Source organism: Spirillospora sp. CA-142024, assembly GCF_050942325.1.
Taxonomy (GTDB): domain Bacteria; phylum Actinomycetota; class Actinomycetes; order Streptosporangiales; family Streptosporangiaceae; genus Spirillospora.
In genome coordinates, this window is sequence record NZ_CP192077.1 from 9254935 (window position 1) to 9273523 (window position 18589).

At 69.2% G+C, this 18589-nt stretch carries 19 protein-coding genes; 8 read left to right on the forward strand and 11 right to left on the reverse strand.

What is annotated here, in order from left to right; genetic code table 11:
* The first annotated feature begins 35 nt into the window (after window positions 1-35).
* Together ACQPZP_RS43970 and ACQPZP_RS43975 are read left to right on the forward strand one after the other, a co-directional pair.
* Complete coding sequence (locus ACQPZP_RS43970; protein WP_433479774.1) at window positions 36-1268, forward strand: PLP-dependent aminotransferase family protein; 1233 nt, start codon at window positions 36-38, stop codon at window positions 1266-1268.
* 30 nt (window positions 1269-1298) lie between these two features.
* Entirely contained in the window at window positions 1299-2237 is a 939-nt protein-coding gene (locus tag ACQPZP_RS43975; protein ID WP_433475525.1) for a D-alanine--D-alanine ligase family protein, read from the forward strand.
* A 205-nt stretch (window positions 2238-2442) separates the two neighbouring features.
* Here ACQPZP_RS43975 and ACQPZP_RS43980 read toward each other — a convergent pair whose 3' ends face one another.
* Both ACQPZP_RS43980 and ACQPZP_RS43985 read right to left on the reverse strand, forming a co-directional pair.
* Window positions 2443-2832 (reverse strand): PPOX class F420-dependent oxidoreductase, encoded by a 390-nt coding sequence (locus tag ACQPZP_RS43980; RefSeq protein ID WP_433475526.1) that lies wholly within the window; start codon window positions 2830-2832, stop codon window positions 2443-2445.
* Window positions 2833-2942: 110 nt separating this feature from the next.
* Window positions 2943-3515 carry a dihydrofolate reductase family protein gene (locus tag ACQPZP_RS43985; protein WP_433475527.1) on the reverse strand — a complete coding sequence of 191 codons (573 nt, stop codon included), beginning with the start codon at window positions 3513-3515 and terminating at the stop codon, window positions 2943-2945.
* A 253-nt stretch (window positions 3516-3768) separates the two neighbouring features.
* Here ACQPZP_RS43985 and ACQPZP_RS43990 point away from each other — a divergent pair, with 253 nt between their 5' ends.
* Both ACQPZP_RS43990 and ACQPZP_RS43995 read left to right on the forward strand, forming a co-directional pair.
* Window positions 3769-4356, forward strand: a complete 588-nt coding sequence (locus ACQPZP_RS43990; protein WP_433475528.1) for a TetR/AcrR family transcriptional regulator — start codon at window positions 3769-3771, stop codon at window positions 4354-4356.
* A 97-nt stretch (window positions 4357-4453) separates the two neighbouring features.
* On the forward strand, window positions 4454-5101 hold the full coding sequence (locus ACQPZP_RS43995) for a hypothetical protein (RefSeq protein WP_433475529.1): 648 nt from the start codon (window positions 4454-4456) through the stop codon (window positions 5099-5101).
* Between the two features lie 956 nt (window positions 5102-6057).
* On the opposite strand, the gene ACQPZP_RS44000 is transcribed toward ACQPZP_RS43995, so the two are convergent.
* Complete coding sequence (locus ACQPZP_RS44000) at window positions 6058-6465, reverse strand: DUF899 family protein (protein WP_433475530.1); 408 nt, start codon at window positions 6463-6465, stop codon at window positions 6058-6060.
* A 530-nt stretch (window positions 6466-6995) separates the two neighbouring features.
* On the opposite strand from ACQPZP_RS44000, the gene ACQPZP_RS44005 reads away from it, so the two are divergent.
* Entirely contained in the window at window positions 6996-7181 is a 186-nt protein-coding gene (locus ACQPZP_RS44005) for a hypothetical protein (RefSeq protein ID WP_433475531.1), read from the forward strand.
* A gap of 642 nt (window positions 7182-7823) precedes the next feature.
* Window positions 7824-8636 carry a 4-hydroxy-tetrahydrodipicolinate reductase gene (dapB, locus tag ACQPZP_RS44010; protein WP_433475532.1) on the forward strand — a complete coding sequence of 271 codons (813 nt, stop codon included), beginning with the start codon at window positions 7824-7826 and terminating at the stop codon, window positions 8634-8636.
* A 2668-nt stretch (window positions 8637-11304) separates the two neighbouring features.
* Here the strand turns inward: dapB and ACQPZP_RS44015 are convergent.
* The 3 genes from ACQPZP_RS44015 to rsmG all read right to left on the reverse strand — a co-directional run bounded on the left by ACQPZP_RS44015 (window position 11305) and on the right by rsmG (window position 14137).
* Complete coding sequence (locus ACQPZP_RS44015; RefSeq protein WP_433475533.1) at window positions 11305-12303, reverse strand: ParB/RepB/Spo0J family partition protein; 999 nt, start codon at window positions 12301-12303, stop codon at window positions 11305-11307.
* Window positions 12300-13115, reverse strand: coding sequence for a ParA family protein (locus ACQPZP_RS44020; RefSeq protein WP_433479775.1), 816 nt, complete (start codon window positions 13113-13115; stop codon window positions 12300-12302). Before ACQPZP_RS44020 ends, ACQPZP_RS44015 begins: the two co-directional genes overlap by 4 nt.
* A 344-nt stretch (window positions 13116-13459) precedes the next feature.
* A complete protein-coding gene (rsmG, locus tag ACQPZP_RS44025) occupies window positions 13460-14137 on the reverse strand; it encodes a 16S rRNA (guanine(527)-N(7))-methyltransferase RsmG (RefSeq protein WP_433475534.1) in 678 nt (225 codons plus the stop codon).
* 189 nt (window positions 14138-14326) lie between these two features.
* On the opposite strand from rsmG, the gene ACQPZP_RS44030 reads away from it, so the two are divergent.
* A complete protein-coding gene (locus ACQPZP_RS44030) occupies window positions 14327-14791 on the forward strand; it encodes a DUF6458 family protein (RefSeq protein ID WP_433475535.1) in 465 nt (154 codons plus the stop codon).
* 198 nt (window positions 14792-14989) lie between these two features.
* Window positions 14990-15451 (forward strand): DinB family protein, encoded by a 462-nt coding sequence (locus ACQPZP_RS44035; RefSeq protein WP_433479776.1) that lies wholly within the window; start codon window positions 14990-14992, stop codon window positions 15449-15451.
* 112 nt (window positions 15452-15563) lie between these two features.
* Here ACQPZP_RS44035 and ACQPZP_RS44040 read toward each other — a convergent pair whose 3' ends face one another.
* From ACQPZP_RS44040 to rpmH, 5 genes are read right to left on the reverse strand one after another with little or no spacing between them, the layout of a single operon-like run.
* On the reverse strand, window positions 15564-16049 hold the full coding sequence (locus ACQPZP_RS44040) for a protein jag (RefSeq protein WP_067905405.1): 486 nt from the start codon (window positions 16047-16049) through the stop codon (window positions 15564-15566).
* A gap of 37 nt (window positions 16050-16086) precedes the next feature.
* Window positions 16087-17106: a membrane protein insertase YidC gene (gene yidC, locus ACQPZP_RS44045; RefSeq protein ID WP_433475536.1), complete on the reverse strand. Its 1020-nt coding sequence runs from the start codon at window positions 17104-17106 to the stop codon at window positions 16087-16089.
* Complete coding sequence (gene yidD, locus ACQPZP_RS44050; RefSeq protein WP_433465487.1) at window positions 17099-17458, reverse strand: membrane protein insertion efficiency factor YidD; 360 nt, start codon at window positions 17456-17458, stop codon at window positions 17099-17101. The genes yidC and yidD overlap by 8 nt, the downstream gene beginning before the upstream one ends.
* Window positions 17455-17802: a ribonuclease P protein component gene (gene rnpA, locus ACQPZP_RS44055; protein ID WP_433465488.1), complete on the reverse strand. Its 348-nt coding sequence runs from the start codon at window positions 17800-17802 to the stop codon at window positions 17455-17457. The genes yidD and rnpA overlap by 4 nt, the downstream gene beginning before the upstream one ends.
* 34 nt (window positions 17803-17836) lie before the next feature.
* Window positions 17837-17974 (reverse strand): 50S ribosomal protein L34, encoded by a 138-nt coding sequence (rpmH, locus tag ACQPZP_RS44060; protein WP_021592695.1) that lies wholly within the window; start codon window positions 17972-17974, stop codon window positions 17837-17839.
* Window positions 17975-18589: the final 615 nt, after the last annotated feature.

Here is an 18589-nt window from a genome sequence, read left to right on the forward strand (position 1 = left end):
CCTATGCCGATCGTTACGCCGCCCGTGCCGCCGGCATGGTGCCGTCGGAGATCCGGGCTCTGTTCGCGATGGTCGCCCGTCCCGAGGTCGTCTCGCTCGCGGGCGGCGCGCCGTACGTCTCGGCGCTGCCCCTCGACGCCGTCGGCCAGATGATCGGCGACCTCGTCGCCGGCAAGGGCGCCGAGGTCCTCCAGTACGGCTCCGCCCAGGGCGACGAGGGGCTCCGCGAGCACATCTGCGAGGTGATGTCCCTCGAAGGCGTCCAGGCGTCCGCGGAGGACGTGGTCGTCACCGTGGGCGCGCAGCAGGCGCTCGACCTCATCACCAAGATCTTCGTCGACCCGGGTGACGTGATCCTCGCCGAGGCGCCCTCCTATGTCGGCGCGCTCGGCACGTTCGCCGCCTACCAGGCGGACGTCGTCCACGTGCCGCTGGACGAGGGCGGCCTCATCCCGTCCGCGCTCCGCGAGACGCTGGCCCGGCTCCGCGCTCAGGGACGCTCGGTCAAGTTCCTCTACACCGTCCCGACGTTCCAGAACCCCGCGGGGGTCACGCTCACCACCGCCCGCCGCGCCCAGATCCTCGAAATCTGCGCCGAGTACGACGTGCTGATCGTCGAGGACAACCCGTACGGCCTGCTCGGCTTCGACGGCGAGCCCATGCGGGCCCTGCGCGCGGACGACGCGGAGCGCGTCATCTACCTCGGCTCGTTCTCCAAGACGATCGCGTCCGGTCTCCGCGTCGGCTGGGTGCTGGCCCCGCATGCGGTGCGGGCCAAGCTCGTGCTGGCCGCCGAGTCGGCGATCCTGTGCCCGTCGAACTTCTCCCAGCTCGCGGTCCGCGAGTACCTCGCCACGCAGCCGTGGCGAGAGCAGATCAAGGACTTCCGGGAGCTGTACCGGGCCCGCCGCGACGCGATGCTGGAGTCCCTCGACCAGCTGATGCCGGACGGCTGCACCTGGACGCGTCCCGCGGGCGGCTTCTTCGTCTGGCTCACGCTCCCCGAAGGCCTCGACGCCAAGGCGATGGCGCCGCGTGCGATCGCCGAGCGCGTCGCGTACGTCCCCGGCACCGGTTTCTACGCGGACGGCACCGGTCACCGGCACATGCGCCTGTCCTACTGCTTCCCCGAACCCCACCGGATCCGCGAGGGCGTCCGCCGGCTCGCCGGGGTGGTGGAACAGGAGATCCGCCTCCGCGACACCTTCGGCGGAAACATCGGCGGTGCCACCACCGGCGTCCAGACGCCGGGCCCGGACGTCGTCTGACCGTTTCACGTGAAACAAGGGGCATCACCAGTGGAACTCGGGCATGTCGTCGTCCTCGCGGGGGGCCTCTCCTATGAGCGGGAGGTGTCGCTCCGGTCCGGACGGCGCGTCGCGGACGCCCTGCGCGCCCGCGACATCCCGGTCGAGCTTCGCGACACCGACGCGACGCTTCTGGATGCCCTGACCGACGACCCGCCGGACGTCGTGCTGCCCGTCCTGCACGGCGCCGCGGGGGAGGACGGCTCCATCCGCGACGTCCTCGAACTCCTGGACATCCCCTATGTCGGCGCCCGTCCCGACGCGTGTCGCGTCGTTTGGGACAAGCCGACCGCCAAGTCCGTCGTCCGTCGTGCCGGCCTGCGGACTCCCGACTCCGTCGCCCTGCCGAAGGAGGTCTTCCATGACCTCGGCGCCGCCTCCGTCCTGGACAGGATCGTCCGGAGCCTCGGCCTTCCGCTCTTCGTGAAGCCCACCCGTGGCGGCTCGGCGCTCGGCGCCTCCGTCGTCCGCGAGCCGTCGGAACTGTCCGCGGCCATGGTGGGCTGCTTCGCCTACGGCGACGCCGCGCTCGTCGAGCGCTACGTCTCGGGCACCGAGGTGGCGGTCAGCGTCATCGAGCTCGACGGCGTCCCCACCGCGCTCCCCGCGGTCGAGATCGTCGCTCCAGGCGGCCTCTACGACTACACCGCCCGTTACGACGCCGGTGACACCGAGTTCGTCACCCCGGCTCGTCTCTCCGCGGACGCGACCGCCCAGGCCACCGCCGCCGCCGTCACCGCCCACCGAGCCCTGGGTCTCCGCGACCTGTCCCGGACCGACCTCATCGTGTCCTCGGACGGCGAAGTCCAGTTCCTGGAAGTCAACGTCGCCCCCGGAATGACCGAGACCAGCCTTCTCCCCCGCGCCATCAGCGTCGCCGGCCTGGACCTCGGCGAAGTCTGCGAATCCCTGCTCCAGGCCCGCGTCTGACCTTTCGAAGGCCGGCGGGGGACACCTCGCCCACTGATCCGGCGACGACCGCTGAACGGCGGTCTCGACGGCCCCGATCAGATGATCGCGAGCCAGGGAGCCATCGGCTCGTCCGGGAGGGCCTCAGCGGAGGATCGGTACGGAACTTGACGGTCGATCGCGGGTCCCCGTTGGCGCCCGTACTGATCCTCCTCGCGGCCCTACCTCATACCACGCGGCTCGCTCGCGGCCCGTCCAGATTCCACGAGACGATCTTGGTGGGGGTGATCCTGATGACCTCTCGCGACATGCCGGGTACGGGCGGCTCCTGGTCGGTGAGCGCCACTGCCTTGCCCCGGATCTCGATGCCCCGCGGCGCCCACGGATCGACCGTCGCCAGGTCGTCCACGACGAACGCGACCGTGCTGCCCTGCTGGACGTTCCGGAACTTCTTCGTCCCGCCCAGCGCGCCCCCGCCGATGACGATCGTGCCGGTGTCGGCATCGAGGAAGAAGTTGGTCGGGTTGTTCTGCACCTGCCCGTCGGGCGAGACGGTGGCCAGCCGCCCGAGGTGCTGGGTGGCCAGGTAGTCGAGTTCGGCTTGGGTGAAGGTCATATGTGCCGGTCCTCCCGTTGCTTCTGATGTGGCGGTCGAAGCAAGTCTGCCTTCCTGGCTCGACGCCTCGTTTCGGGGGGTGGCCGCGCCGGCACGTCCGAAAGGCGCGGCTAGGCCGCCTTCACGTACCTCGATATCACCGCACCCGACTCGAACACCCGGGTCTGCGCCTGGGTGAAGCGGTCCGGGTGGAACGGGCCGTCGAAGAGCGGGCGGCCCGAGCCGATGATGAGCGGGTAGCGCTTGAGGACCAGTTCGTCGATCTCGTCCCGGAGCACGGCGGCGAGCCTGCCGCCGCCGCACAGCCAGATGTCCATCCCGTCCTGGTGCTTGAGCTCGCGGACATGGGCGGCCGGGTCTTGCGCGACCACGGTCACGCGCTCGTCCGTGGCGGGCAGGGTGCGCGAGAACACGTACGTCTTCAGCTGCGGGTACGGATCGGTGATTCCGACCTTCAACGCCGGCTCGTAGGTGCCGCGGCCCATCACCACCGTGTCGAAGCGCTTGTTGGGCGTCCCCGCCACCCCGACCGCCTCCCGGAATGCTCCGGGGACGGTCTCGGGCTGCTCGGCGTTCATGGCCGCGGTCACGTCGGGCTCGATGGGGAGGAAGTCGAATTCGTCGCCGGGTCCGGCGATGAAGCCGTCGAGAGTGACGCCGACGTAGTAGGTGAGCTTGCGCATGCGGGCCCTCTTTCGGTGCGGACTTGGTGCTTGGCCGCCGTCGGTCAGCGACGGGTGCCGGGCTTGGGAAGCGGGCGCGGGCGGGGCAGGGAACGCGGCATCGGGGGGTACTGCGGGCGCGGCCGGCGCTTGGGCTGAACTCGCATCTCGGATTCCTCCTATCGAACTTCATTTGAGGTACTCTGTTTGCAGTGGTTAGAACGTAGTACTGCACATGCAGTGATGTCAAGCTTGACGATCGCCAGGAGATGAGATGCGACAGAACACCGCCCGCCGCACCGCACTGCTCGACGCCGCCATCGAGGTCCTCGCCGAGGAGGGGTCGCGTGGGCTCACCCTGCGCGCGGTCGACAAGCAGGCCGGTGTCCCCACCGGCACCACCACGAACTACTTCGCAAACCGGGCCGAGTTGCTCCGCCAGATCATGGCCCGCACCCACGAACGCCTCACGCCGGACCCGGACGCGCTGGCCGAGACCATGAAGGCCGAGCCCACCACCGAGCTGACCGCCGCCCTGCTGCGCCAACTGCTGGAGAGGATGCGGGCCGACCGCAGCAGCCACCTCGCCATGCTCGAACTGCGCCTGGAGGCAACCCGCCGCCCCGAGTTGCAGGAGGACCTCACCCGCACCTTCACCGCGATGCTGAACGCCAACATCGCCTGGCACCTGGACGCCGGCCTACCCGGCGACCACGACACCGTGCTGGTCCTCTACACCGCGATGCTCGGCGTCATCGTGGACGACCTGACGGTCCCCGGACTGCTGGCGCCCCACGGCATCGAGAAGATCATCGACGCACTCGTGCAGCGAAGCCTGCCCCCAGAACAATCCACGCCCTGACCGAACATCAGCCGGCCCCGGGTGACGGGCGCGTGATGCGGCCGTCGGCGCTGACCTAACATGATCGGCTTATGTGCGGAGAGCGAAGGGACTATCCATGGAAGCGGACGACGTCTACCACGGCCACCTCAGGCGGCACCTCGGTGAGTTTGTGGGGCGGGAGGAAGTCCAGGACCGCGGCTATGCTCTGCTCGAATTCCACAAGAAGAGCCCGCCACTGAGCACGATGGCCACCGACGGGTTGCGCTCCCAGGATGTCACCGCCCTGGCTCCGGTCGAACTGGTGTGCACCCTGTGGGAGGCACAACGCCACGTCGCCCGCCACTTTGTCGACTCCATGGCCCAGATGATCATCAACAACCCGAGCACGCTCATCCAATACGGCTTCGTGGTCGAGAACGACGAGCCTCTCTTGGAGGGAACGCAGATCCATGCTCTCCTCGGCTGTCCGAGCCCGTTCTTCCGCGACGGCTTCGACCTGCTGAAGGAAGAGTCCGGCGGCATCAAGGTCCAGGCCATCACTCTCCTGCCGATCACTTCCGGGAAGCCGAGCTCGTCCGGGACAAGGGCGACGATGGCCTGTTCGATCTGTTCTGGGAGAAGCAGCCCAACCTGCTGGACGTCACCCACGAGACCGTCGCCTGAAGCGACACGCACAGCGAGCGGCTCACGCTGCGCGAGCACGACTACCCGGCAGATCGCCCCGGACGGCCGCCCCGCCGGAACCGTCAAGCGCCACGATTGAGAGACCGTCCGCACCGGAAGGCGACTGGCGGCGATTCCCCCACCCCCGCCGCGCTACGCCGACCCGTCACGCCCGAAGCGCCCTCTATTTGGGTCCGCGTCCGGGATGCACGCGGCGTTGGTGAACGGGGCTGTTCACCCGGCGTCGGCCCGTCCCTGAGTGATCCTGGAGAACGCCTTGCGCAGCACGGCGGCGAGCGGAACGCACGATCGCGGCCCCTGCAAAGGGAGGCGGTCGTGACTACAGCGGCCGCCAGCAGCCCACCGGTGTCGACCGCGACGTGCAACTTGCAGCTCTTGCTCTTCTTCCCCGCCGACATCCCCGCTGCCTGGCGGTCGGGACGTGTCGGCGAACCGAGCACGGCCGCGGTCGGCAGCAGGCCGCAGCCGTCGGTGCGACCCGCACGTGCGCGCAGGTTGTGTGGATCCCGGCATCACGCCGGCGCGCAGGGGGTCCACCGGTGGAACAAGGCGTAGACGGGCTCTGGTGCGGTGGGAAATCGGCCGACCTGGCCCGTCAGGCGATCCCACCGCGGACCATGTGGAAGATCGCGTCCAGCGCCAGGCACCGGTCCAGCTTCTCGGGCAGGCCCTGTCGCGCCCGGTGGTCCCCGGTCATCGGGAGCAACGGCGCCGGCGGGCCTGGGCCTCACCCTGGGCCGCAATGGCCGGGTGGCAGCGGTGTCCCGGCCCACCGCCGTCGGTCATCGGCGAATCCGGGTAGAAGGCGATCACCGCCGGCCATCAGCCGACCATGACGGGTACCGGCATTCGGACGATACCCACACCCGGGCACATGGCAGAGAACTGGCAAGCCTGGACAAGCTCCTCCACGTCCGGGAGTGCTTCACCTTCCGGGCGACCCGCCCACCAACCGAGCGCGCGCAGGGCGGTTCGCATCGCCCGAATGTTCCGCCTGGCACCTAGGACCTTTCCCGACCCGTCGGCGAAGGCGCGTCAGTGGTCGTCGCCGTGTCGGCCGAGGGTCTCCACGGGGGTGGCGCCAGGGCGGGTCCATTGCGACACGGGGCGGCTGGTCGAGCCCCAAGCGGCGACGCCGTCGGCGTCCGAGCGCCAGTACCAGCAGATCGGCGAGCCATGCCCACCGACCGGCGAGGCGGCCTGAGGAGCCTCGGGGTCGTCCTCCCACCCCTCGCGGCGGCCGTAGGGCGTCATGTCGAGCGGGCTGAGGGACCCATTGACCGGCTCGTTGCCACGGCCCGTCGTTGAGTAGGTGAGGAACACGCGGTCGCCGTCGCGCAGGAAGCAGGTGATGTAACCCATGCTGCCTCCGAGCGGCGCGTCCACGTCGCGCACCGAGTACCAGGGCTGGGTGTAGCCCATGAACTCGACGTAGGAGGCCACTCGTCCCACCGGCCCGTGTTCAGGATGGCGAACGAGACGCCGCAGGCGTCGAGGTAGACGGCGTCCTTCATATGCCAGACCGTGGTGGTGCAGCCCTCGCACTCCCCCCCGGTACGGCGCGCCGTAACACCGGGCCGTCGGGTCCGACGACCTCAACCGTCCCGCCGAGCTCCACCATCGGCAGCCGGCGGCGAGCCGGGGCCAGGGCCTCACCCTCGCGGGTGTGGGCCTACTCGCGGACCAGGAGTTCGTCACGGGCGGTCTGCCAGGTGGCCATGTCGACCACGAGCGGGTGGCCGGGCACCGCGCGGGTCGGGTCGTCCGGCGTGTTCCTCATGGTGCCCTCCATGGGTCTCGTGCCGGGCCGCGTCGTACGCCGTCCCACGACGGTCACCAGAACAGGCTTGCACCACGGCTGGAACTCATCGCCAGCAAGGGTGGCGCCGTCTCGCTGGATTTGTCGCACTGGTTGTGGTCTGAGTGATGCGAGGCACCCACGCGCCGCCCAGTGGCTGCCTCCCTTGTTTCACGTGAAACAGAACAGCGTCGGCCGCGTCGCGGCACTGGCAACAGGACAGGCCCCTGGAGCAAGCCGTGAAAGCCTCCGCCCTGGAACGGTCGCGCTCTGGCCGATCCACTACATGGCGAACGCGCTCGGGCGAGCCGACGCCATCCTCAACCAGAGCGTCGGCACGAGCCACACCGTGCTCGGCTGACCGCCTCGACACATGAAGCCAATGTCGCATCCACGCTGCCAACATCTATCGAGTAACCGGCTCTGAGGCACCGACACCCGCCGACAATGGTCGACGGCTCACCGAAGACGGGCATTACGCCATGCCCCACAGCGGAGGCAACGTCGAGATCCACACTCGGATGGCGTGCGAGCCACTGGCGTCGCTGCCGCAGTCCGGCCCGGCGCGGCAGACGAGTGGGTGCGCCTGTTCACCGCGGTACTCATGGACGACATCACCAAGCGGCGTAGGCGCGCCGCACCCTGTTCATTACCTTCTCCGAATCAGCGCCTGCCAGGCCGACGCCGCAGCGTCCCGGGCCCTGCAGCGCGTACTCCGCCGTCTCCCTGGGGAGTACGGGCTGGGGCACTCCGAGAAGGCGTAGCGGCGTGACATACTCGGGCCCGCGCGATCAACGAACGCGAGCTGGCCTTCCTGCGGACGATGTCATCTTCATGCTCCACATGTGGGCAGCAGTGCCACCGGTCGTATCCGTCTCGCGAGAACAGCGCCACGGGGGACGACGCCGTAAGGACTGCCAGGCGTCGACAGCTCCTCGGAGCGGGCTCGGCGGCAGCGGCTACGCGGCGGCTACCCGCTGTCGGTGTCTTCTACAGTGACGGCATGATCAATGTGTGCTTTGCCGGGGTTACCGGCTGGACTGCCGGGCCGATCCTTACGGCGCTCGATGAGGCCGACGATCTGAAACTGACCGCCGGGGTGTCCAGGACGGCGGCCGGGAGGAGTCTGACGGAAGCCGTCGGTTCCGCGAGCACCGGAATGGTGTACGCATCGGTCGCTGAGGCGCTGAATGCCGCGGCCGTCGACGTGCTGGTGGACTACACAAGCGCCGCGATCGTCAAAGACAACGTATGGACGGCGGTGCGAGCCGGCGTGAACGTAGTGGTCGGGTCGAGCGGACTGACCGGCGACGACTACGCAGAACTCGACCGGATGGCCCGCGACAACAATGTCGGAGTGATTGCGGCAGGCAACTTCTCCGTGATGGCGGCGATGCTGCGCCGGGCGGCCACGATGGCCGCGGAGCACCTGGGCCACTGGGAGATCATCGACTACGCCAGTGCCACAAAGCCGGATGTGCCCAGCGGCACCGCCCGGGAACTCGCCGAGACGCTGGGAACCGTCGGAACTCCCGAGCCGGCCGTGCCTCTGGCCGAGTTGCACGGACCGGCGGAGGCACGCGGAGCCGACGTGGCCGGGAGCCGTGTCCACTCAGTGCGGCTACCCAGCTTCGTGGTCTCCACCGAGATCGTGTTCGGCGGTTCCGGCGAACGCCTCATCATGCGACACGACGCCGGCTCCGATCCGACCCCCTATGCGGCTGGGACCATCCTGGCGGTACGCCACGTGGGCGAACAAGCCGGAGTGCGCAGGGGACTCGACTCCCTGCTCTTCGCCGACGAACCGCAGCAGTGAGGGTTCGCGGTTAGGACTCCGGCGCTCCCGCAGAACTTGGGCAGATGTCGCGGCCCTACTGGAAGGTCCGTCGAGTCGCCCTCAGTGCAACACATGCCAGACCACCGGACCGGCTGCGGCGCGGCACCGACACCCGCTCGATCAGGCACGGCATCCAGTCACACCGGACAGCGAGAGGAGCGTCTCGACGACCATCGCGTGCGTCCCCGTAATGACCGATCTCGCGAACCTGCGGATGCGGCCAAGAGGAATGGCTCGCGGGGTCGCTCTTGAGAGGGCAGGCGTGCACCGGGATCGACTGAGTGCGCCTCCTGGGCGCCGGTCCCCCGGGAGTTGAAATGGGCGCCAAGGTTCGGGCGAGAGTGGTGCGGTTCGGTCGACAACGTCCCGGTGCGACCGCAAGCCGCGGATCGTGGTGGCCATCGGATTCGGAAGGACGTGCCGCACGGGCAGTCGGCGGGACCGCGATCGCCACATCTGTCCGTTGGCCACTCGAACCGCTCGCCATAGCGATGTGCTCGTTCCCTCGCCTCAGCACAACCGGTCTTGTCTCAACGCATCCGGCGCCATTCGCTCGGCTCCGCGATCCACAACGCTCACCCCCGTGCACCGTTACCCCCTCCATCTCGTCGGCGCCGAGTTCGGGGGCTTCGCGACGGCCAGGCGTCGTTCACCGATGTGCCGCCACGCCTCCTCGCGCTCCATCCGGAGACTCTCTGAGAGCCCCTGGATCTGTGAGCCGAGCGACGGTTGCTGGGCCGCCGTGGCCCCAACGTCCGCCCCTTGTTTCACGTGAAACAAGGCCCGGCCCATCTGGGAACGTCGAGCTGCGCCGAGGAGATGTCAGAAGCCGTTGCGGAACCGGTCTGTGAGCAATCAGCCCGGTAGGGGTCTTACGACGAAGCCGTTCGGACGCCTCAGGTGGCGAGCCTGGTAGCCGATTGAGCTGAGTTGGCCTTGGCGGTGGAGGTCGGAGTGGGTAGCCGGCGATCAGCCGGTCGGGAACCCCGTCTTATGAATCCCAGGACAGTTCGCCACACAACAGATGCCGGGACGGGCAGTACCGAGGTCGCGACGCCATCACGCTCGGCCCTGCGTTTCACGTGAAACCATGTCCCGGGGTCACGACGTGTACGGGGGATGGGCAAGCCGATCGCCGTCATACACCGAGGGCAAGCGGGTTCTCGAAGAGCAGGAAGCGCGTTGGGCAGCCCGCTTGGCGTGGGGATTGGAGAATGTGGGGTGCGGCGTCCGGTCCAATGAGAGCGTGGTCCGGCGGCAGTCGGCGGCCTGGCTCGCCGGATGGAAATGGGCCGGGCGAAGCCTTGGATCTGCCTGAACCCCCGTATGTGCGACGGCCCACGCCTACGGTTCCTCTCGGGAGCGCAGCCAGGCGAGAAATGGACGGTGAGCGTCGGGGTTCTGCGGCGCCAGTCCGGTTCGAGAGTCTGACGGCCAAGACCGCCAAGCTTCTCCGGGGAGGTGCGGAAGGGCTCCGGAGGTCCGTCCGGAGATGCCGGAGGTCCGTCCGGAGATGCTGAGGGCGACGGCCTCCAACGAACGGTGACAGCTGGGCCCCGCGCCACTCGACCAGCCTGTGTCGGTTGCCTAGGCATGGACCCCGCGAAGGTGCTTCTCGGCGCCGGCCCCGAGGGGGTGGTGGGATCTGCTCGATGCGGTCAACCCCAACGCATGCCGAACGCGCTAGCACGGGGATAGGCCGCAGCCGAGTGGAAGGAAGCCTCCTGCGCACGCACGACGACGTCCAGGAGCGGTGCCTGCGTCCCAGGAGCAACAGAAGCAAGCAGCCGCGTGGTGGCGCCCCTGTGGAGGATGGCGATGAGTGCGTCGGTGGACGGGGCGGTCTGGGAGATCGCTGTCTCGCGGGTGAACGATGGACGCTCCCCTGCGCCCGAACGATCTCGCGAAGTGGCGTGGCCCAGCTGATCTCCGGGGCCGAACCGGCATGAGCGACACCATTACGAATGTTCCGGCCCGCGGGCGCGCTGATCAAGGCCACGGTATGGGGCCGTTTCACCGCAGATGTGGGCGGCTTGCGGTCCAGCAGCGCGAACGCCCACGCGCCGGTGGCGGCGACGCCGAACGGCGGCACCCACGCCCACGTGGCCGACCGACAGCAAGCGCCGGTCGGCAGGACAGCGCCGGCGCCGGCAAACGTGCCGCCGAGTCGGTCGACAGCTGGGAGCGGGGCGCGGGGCGCGAGCCTGCTCGCACAGCGATGGCCGCTCCGGCTCATCGGCGCCGAGTTCGGAGGGGTAGGTTCGCGAGGGCCAAAGGCTTGTTCATTGATGTGCCGCCACGCCTCCTCGCGCTCCGTCTGGAGCCTCTCCAGCCGCAGCACCTGCCCGGCGGCCCCGGCGCGGACGTCCTTGCGCAGCGCCGCGAACCGCTGGTGGGCGGCGGGGCGAGGTCGGGGGCGTCTGAGAACCTTCTAGATCTGTCGGCCTACCGACGATTGCTGGCGGTTGTGGCGCAACGTTCATAGTCGAAGGCGCATGTCCCCCGAAGAGATCGGCCCCTCCTCGGGAGGCATGCGACTCGAACCCAACAGCGGATGTTTCACGGGAAACATCGGGGGAGCGGCCACAACGCTAAGCGCCCCGGAGCCGGGCGGCGGCTTCCGGGGCGCATCATGAGCAAGGGGGCGTCAGGGCTCGCCTGCGCCGTCGTCGTCCGGGGCCATCGACTTGATGATGCGGTCCAGATCCTCCAGCGTGGCGAACTCGACCACGATCTTGCCTTTGTTCCGGCCCATGTCGACGCGGACCTTCGTCTCATAGCGGTCCGAGAGCCGGTCGGCGAGCTCCTTGAGCCCGGGAGCGACCGGCTTCTTCCGACGGCCCTGCCGCGGTCCCTTCGGCTCGTCCTCCACCTCGCGAAGAGCGATCATCTCTTCCAGCGCCCGGACGGAGAGGCCCTCCTGGACGATCCGCTGCGCCATGTGCTCCTGCGCCTCGATGCTGTCGAGAGAGAGCAGCGCACGGGCATGACCGGCGGACAGCACTCCAGCGGCCACCCGGCGCTGGACGGCGGGCGGCAGGTTCAGCAGGCGGAGCGTGTTGGTGATGTGCGGACGCGACCGGCCGATCCGTCCCGCGAGCTGCTCGTGGGTCGCGCCGAAATCCTCCAGCAGCTGCTGGTACGCGGCCGCCTCCTCCAGCGGGTTGAGCTGCTGGCGGTGCAGGTTCTCCATGAGCGCGTCACGGAGCAGCTCGTTGTCACCGGTGTCGCGGACGATCGCCGGGATGACGTCCAGTCCGGCCATCTGGGACGCACGCCAGCGGCGCTCGCCCATGATCAGCTCGTAGTCGTGCTCATCCGAGGTGGACTTGCGGACGACGATCGGCTGCAGCAGCCCGACGATGCCGATCGACTCGGCGAGCTCCTCCAGGGCCTGCTCGTCGAAGTGCTCACGCGGCTGCCGCGGGTTGACCGCGATGGAGCGGACGGGCAGCTCCGCGAAGTGGGCGCCGGCAACCGGTTCGAGCGCAGGTTCCGCGGCGGTGCCGTTGCGAGCACCCGGGAGGGGGTCGCCGGGAAATCCGGGCTCCCCCGCGCTGCCCGGTTCGGCGGGCGTCGGCGGGGGCGGGGCGGTGGGAATGAGGGCGCCGAGCCCCTTGCCCAGACCGCGTCGCTGCTGGCTCACTGGACAGCTCCTCCGTGGGCCATCTCCGAGGCGGCCTCGCTGTAGGCGAGGGCGCCGCTCGAACCGGGGTCGTAGGTCATGACGGACTGCCCATAGCTGGGCGCCTCCGACACTCGGACACTGCGGGGGATCACCGTGTTGAGCACGACGTCGCCGAAGTGGTTCCGGACGTCCTCGGCCACCTGAGCGGCGAGCCGCGTCCGTGCGTCGTACATCGTGAGCAGGATCGTCGACACCTGCAGCCTCTGGTTGAGGTGCGCCTTGACGAGATCAACGGTCCGGATGAGCTGCCCGAGGCCCTCCAGCGCGTAGTACTCGCACTGGATCGGGATGAGCAGCTCGTCCCCGCCGACGAGGGCGTTGACCGTGAGGAGGCCGAGGGACGGCGGGCAGTCGATCAGCACATAGTCGAACTTCTCGGTCTCGTAGTCGTCCAGGGCCCGCCGAAGGCGCGACTCCCGGGCCACCTTGGAGACCAGTTCGATCTCGGCGCCGGCGAGGTTGAGCGTCGCCGGCGCGCAGTACAGATTGGGGATCTCCGGCGCCGCGACGACGATGTCGGCCAGCGCCATGTCCTCGATGAGCACGTCGTAGATGGAGGGAACCTCCGCATGGTGCTCGACGCCGAGGGCGGTGGACGCGTTGCCCTGGGGGTCGAGGTCGACCACGAGCACCTGGGCGCCGTGCATGGCGAGGGACGCGGCGAGGTTCACCGAACTGGTGGTCTTGCCCACGCCGCCCTTCTGGTTGGCGATGGTGATGACCCGGCATTTGTCCGGCCGCGGCCACTCGCGTTCCCTGCGGCCCGCCATGGCCTTGAGCGCGGTGACGGTGGTTTCATGTGAAACCTTGGCGTCCCTGAGCGCCTCTCGCACGAGTTCCGACTCCCCCTGATCTGGTCCCTTGCGCGGACTCGGCGGCTGGGCGCCGGCGTTCGTCGGAACATAGCCGACGTTCTCCGCGGTTCCGGACGTCGTGTTTCCCCACATCGCGTGCCCGGAGGGCGCGGTGCCCGGCGTCGCTCCCGGGTCCGACTGCGCACCACCGGCGGCGGGCGCCTGCGCGCCCTCGTCCTCGCCGGGACCGCCCGGGCCGGACGGCCGTTCGTCGGGGGATTCGTCGGCGCGGTCAGGCCGGCCCAGTCCTGGTCCCGTGCTCATGAAGACCTCTTCCTCGACCCTTTGGTGCGCCGGGGGGCGCGCTGTCGTCGCCCGACAACCTCTTCTCGGCCGGCGACCACACGGACGAGTGTTGTCGGCGGATCGACCATACCGCGCCCGACTTGGAGCAGTTCTGTCGAGCGCACCCCGAACCGTTTCAGCACGGGCTCCGCCTCGTCCAACTCGGCCGCGGCCCGTTCGCCCTTGAGCGCGAGCAGTTCCCCGCCCGGACGCAGCAGCGGAAGCGCCCATTTCGCCAGGCGTTCGAGGGGCGCGACCGCCCGCGCGGTGGCGACGTCGACCGAGAACTCCTTGGCCACCTCCTCGGCCCGGGCACGGCGCACCTCGACGTTCCGCAGGTCGAGCATCTCGACGCACTCGGTCAGGAACGTGGTGCGCCGCAGCAGCGGCTCCAGCAGGGTGATCCGCAGGTCGGGACGGACGATCGCGAGGACGATGCCGGGCAGCCCCGCGCCCGAGCCGATGTCGACGACCTGGGCGTCCTCCGGTATCGCCGTCGACACCACCGCGCAGTTGATCAGATGACGCTCCCAGAGCCGGTCGGCCTCGCGAGGCCCGATGAGGCCGCGCTCGACCCCGGCCTCCGCGAGGAACGCCGCATAGCGCTCCGCGACCGGTAGCGCGTCACCGAAAACCTCACGTGCGATCCCCACCAGACGAATCGTTCCACAAAACCCGGCGGGGTCGTACACGCGAAACGTCCCTGTGGATAAGTCAGGGGCCGCGGAGGTTGGGTGACCCTTGCGCTATGGCGAGAACCACATGACCCCACCGCATATTCGAGGTGCGTCGGGTAGGGGCTGCAGTGTCGCCCCACCGCCCCCCGGAAGGAGCTCCGACAGATGGGAATCGGAGTCAGTCTCGCATTCATCGCCCTGGGCGCGATCCTCGCCTTCGCCCTCCGCGTCGACCTCAGCGGCATCGACATCCACTTGGTCGGCTGGATTCTGATGGTGGTGGGGCTGGTCAGCATGGGCTTCACCCTCAGGTACACGCGTCCGCGACGCCAGGCCGGAAGGGTGGTCGGCGCGGACCCGGCCTATGGGGACGAGCCTGGGACCATCGTCCGGGAAGAGCACATCATCGAGGACCCGCCGCCCGTCAACCGTCCTGGCGAACGAGTCGAACGTGTGATCGAACACCCGGCGGACGAGGGCGTGGCGCACGGGCACATCGCGCAGGACCCTGCGTTCTCCCAGGATCCCGCTCACGCACAGGACCCCGCCGAGGAGAACAACCCGTCGGTCGTGGACGCCGGCGACCACATCCCGCAGCGCCGCAGATGGCGCAGGACGGCGCGGCGATAGCAACCCGCTCGGTGTGTTTGGGCGGCGTTGCACACCGAGTTCCGAGGGCCCCGCGCCGGCCAGGGCGCGGGGCCCTCCACTTCGATCGAGATGCCCGATCCAAGGACGCAGCGCTAAGTTCGGCTGAAGCAGAGCCCTCAGGAACGGGTCCCGGCGCTTCTGGACGGTCCGGGGGTCGGCGTCTCGGACACCCGCGAGCTGCTCGCCGGCTACCTGGAGTGGTACCGCGAGGCGCTGATGCGGAAGATCACCGGACTCTCCGACGAGCAACTCCGCACACCGGTCGAGCCTCTGGGCTGGTCCCCGCTCGGCCTGATCCAGCACCTCGGCTGGGTAGAACGCCGCTGGATGCGCTGGGGTTTCGCCGCGGAAGACGTCGTGGCCTGCCCACCCGGGGGCGACGACACCGAATGGAACATCCCCGATGACCGACCCACCGCTCAGATCACGGCCTTCTACCAGGACGAAGTCGACAAGGCGCAGGATCTGATGGCGGGTGCCGCCATAACCGACACGGCCGGCATCGGCGGGCGTTTCCAGGAGCCCGGCGACGCTCCCTCGCTCGGGCGGATCCTCTTCCACCTGCTCCAGGAGTACGCACGCCACACCGGCCACCTCGACATCGCCCGCGAACTGATCGACGGACGAACGGGCGAGTGATCCTCCACTGGCACCAGCCCACAGCGGGTGGGATGCGGACGGCCCCGGCGCGGTGTTCTGCGCCGGGGCCGTTCGCGTGATCGGGTCAGGGGCCGGAGGCGGCCGCTCGGGGTCAGGCGGGGTAGACGACCACGTAGCGGTCGGGTTCCTCTCCCTCGGATTCGCTGCGGAGGCCTGCGGCGGCCACCGCGTCGTGGACGATCTTGCGCTCGAACGGGGTCATCGGGGCCAGCGGCTTGGGCTCGCCGGCCTGCTTGACCTCGTCCGCGACGTCGGTGCCGAGCTTGGTCAGCTCGGCGCGGCGGCGCTCGCGGTAGCCGCCGATGTCGAGCATGAGGCGGGTGCGGTTGCCGGTCTGGCGGTGGACGGCCAGCCGGGTCAGTTCCTGCAGGGCCTCCAGGACCTCGCCGCGCTTGCCGACCAGCTCGTCCAGGGAACCTCCGACGACGGCGACGATCGCGCGCTCGCCCTCGACGTCCATGTCGATGTCGCCGTCGTAGTCACCGATGTCCAGCAGGCCCTCGATGTAGTCGGCGGCGATCTCGCCTTCCTGTTCGAGTGCCTGGACGTCGACCTCGGTGGTGTCGGTCTGGCTCAACGGGGTCTCCTTCTCCGGCACGTTCTCCGGGTTCAAACTAGCGCTTCTGGGTGCCGCTGCGCTTGCTGCGCGACTTGCGGGTCGGCTGGTTGCGCACGACCTTCGGCTTGTCCTCGGGCTCCGGGGCCGACTCCGGCTCCGGCTCCTTCTTCAGCCTCGCCTTGATGCCCGACGACGCCTGGCCGTTCTTGGACGCCGCGGTCTTCGAGCCGCCGGTGGTCTTCGAGCCCGCCGTCTTCGAACCGGTCTTGGTGCCGGTCTTCGTGGTGGTGGTCGTCGCGGTGTCGCCGTCCTTGCCGGGCGGTGGGTACCGCTTGTAGATGTAGTGCTGCTGCGCCAGCGTCCAGCTGTTGGACGTGACCCAGTACATGAGGACGCCCAGCGGGAAGCCGAGGCCGAACAGGCCGAACAGCGGCGCCATGAAGACCATCATCTTCTGCGCCTGCATCATCGGGTTGGCCTCGTCCGCGACGGGCTGCCGCTTCATGCTGGCCCGGACGGTGAAGAACGTCGTGCAGGAGCTGATCACCACCGCGATGCCGGTGACGACGATCGCCGTCCACGACTTGGGGTCGGCGCCCCACGCGTTGAGGAACGTGTCCGGGATGTGGGCGCCGAAGATGTTGGCGTTCTGCGCGCTCGCCACCAGGTCGGACGAGACGGCGAAGACGCTCTGCCCCGGCTTGGCGTCCGAGATCCGCTTCAGCGTCTGGAACAGCCCGATGAAGATCGGCATCTGCACCAGGAGCGGCAGGCAGCCCGACAGCGGGTTCGCGCCGTTCTCCTGGTAGAGCTTCATGACCTCCTGGTTGAGGCGCTGCTTGTCGTTCTTGTATTTCTTGCGCAGCGCCTGAACCTTCGGGTTCAGTTCCTGCATCTTCCGCGAAGCGTGGATCTGCTTCACGAAGAGGGGGACGAGTATGAGCCGCAGCAGGACGGTGAGGAGGATGATCGAGCCGCCCCACGCCCATCCGCTGTCCTTGGGGACGATCGTGCTGAGCCCCGTGTGAATCCACACGATGAGCTGAGAGACGATCTCGTACAACCAATCAAGCACCGGGCAGCTCCTTGGGCTCTGCTAGGGCGGGGCCGCTCTCCTCGCGGCCGGAGTTCGCGGGGGCCGCCGCGGACTTCTTCCTTGGCGGCACCGGGTCGTGACCCCCGGGGTGGAACGGTTGGCACCGCGCGATCCGGCGGGCCGTCAGCCATGTGCCGCGCAGCGCCCCGTGCACCTGGAGCGCCTCCAGGCCGTACGCGCTGCAGCTGGGCTGGAAGCGGCACTGCTGCCCGAGCAGGGGACTCAAGAAGCGGCGGTAGGCGCGGACGAGAAGGATCAGCACGGCCGCGACGGGACCCGGGTGGCCCGCCTGGTGCTGTGCGGGGGACGCCGTCCCCTGCCGACTCCTCATCTTCGCCCCTTGGACGCGGGCCGCAGCAGCCGGTCGAGCGCCGACTCCAGATCCGCGGCCAGTTCGTCTGGACGCGCCTCTCCCGCGCGGGGGTTGGCGCGCACTACGAGCAGGCTACCCGCTGGGAGCCGGTCCACGTGCGGGCGCATCAGGTGGCGGAGCCGGCGCCGTACCGCGTTGCGGAGGACGGCGTTGCCGACGGTGCGGGCCACGATGAACCCGACCAGCGGCGGCGCGGCCGCCGCCGGGGGCTCGTCCGGGCGTAGCAGGTGAACGACGACAGTTGGCCGTCCGGCGCGGCGACCGCGCCGGACGGCCAACGTGAAGTCGTCCCGCCGCCGCATCCGGTTTCCGGACGGCAGCACAGGGAGGGGTGGGTCAGACCGCGATGCGGGCGCGGCCCTTGCCGCGCCGGCTGGACAGGATCGCGCGGCCCGCACGCGTGCGCATGCGCAGCCGGAAGCCGTGCTTCTTGTGGCGACGACGGTTGTTCGGCTGGAAGGTACGCTTGCTCACTTTGAGGCTCCAGTGCTGCGGTCGTTCGGCTTGAAGGTCTAACGCTCGCACCGAGGGCCGCGTCCGGTCCCCCGCAGCGGGGGCCCACCCGAGCTTTCCTGAGGGGCTGCCGGCGGGCACGCGGCATCTCCGTCGATGCGACTCGACCTCAGAACGTTACGGGCTATCCGGGTGGCCGGTCAAACGGAGGCGGCCACCGCGAGCCGGACGCGAGCCCGACGCGGGCCATGCGGGAGCCGGACGGGAACCGTGATGACGGTGTTGCGAGTGTGAGCGGCAGGGGTTAAGGTCGTCCGGGCGAGCCGACGCTTCCTCGAAGAATTCGACGATCCGATGTCGGTTTCCAGCGCCTCAAACCCCCGTTCGAGAACCACCCGCAGACCGGCCCCGAAGAAGGCCGGAACTCTGCCGACCTCGTTCCCAGGAACCCGCCTCGCGGGTTTTACACAGGGTGCCCCATGCCTATGCACAGCATGTGGACAACTCTGTGGACAACTCGTGAGAGAGTAAGTCTTCCGCGTCGCGGCAGTGCCTTGCGAGGCGTGCCGCATCCCGTGGGACGGCCGGGCAGTCAGGTACTCCGTTCGGCGGAGTTGTGGGGAGGGGACCTTGCGC

Bases quoted from the DNA above. Each gene is read 5' to 3' on its own strand.
- ACQPZP_RS43970 (WP_433479774.1), top strand. From the start codon at position 36: ATGGTGCCGTCGGAGATCCGGGCTCTGTTCGCGATGGTCGCCCGTCCC.
- ACQPZP_RS43980 (WP_433475526.1), bottom strand. From the start codon at position 2,832: ATGACCTTCACCCAAGCCGAACTCGACTACCTGGCCACCCAGCACCTC.
- yidD (WP_433465487.1), bottom strand. From the start codon at position 17,458: ATGAGGAGTCGGCAGGGGACGGCGTCCCCCGCACAGCACCAGGCGGGC.
- ACQPZP_RS43995 (WP_433475529.1), top strand. From the start codon at position 4,454: ATGGAAGCGGACGACGTCTACCACGGCCACCTCAGGCGGCACCTCGGT.
- rnpA (WP_433465488.1), bottom strand. From the start codon at position 17,802: ATGCGGCGGCGGGACGACTTCACGTTGGCCGTCCGGCGCGGTCGCCGC.
- ACQPZP_RS44020 (WP_433479775.1), bottom strand. From the start codon at position 13,115: ATGGCGGGCCGCAGGGAACGCGAGTGGCCGCGGCCGGACAAATGCCGG.
- ACQPZP_RS43990 (WP_433475528.1), top strand. From the start codon at position 3,769: ATGCGACAGAACACCGCCCGCCGCACCGCACTGCTCGACGCCGCCATC.
- dapB (WP_433475532.1), top strand. From the start codon at position 7,824: ATGATCAATGTGTGCTTTGCCGGGGTTACCGGCTGGACTGCCGGGCCG.
- ACQPZP_RS44030 (WP_433475535.1), top strand. From the start codon at position 14,327: ATGGGAATCGGAGTCAGTCTCGCATTCATCGCCCTGGGCGCGATCCTC.
- ACQPZP_RS43985 (WP_433475527.1), bottom strand. From the start codon at position 3,515: ATGCGCAAGCTCACCTACTACGTCGGCGTCACTCTCGACGGCTTCATC.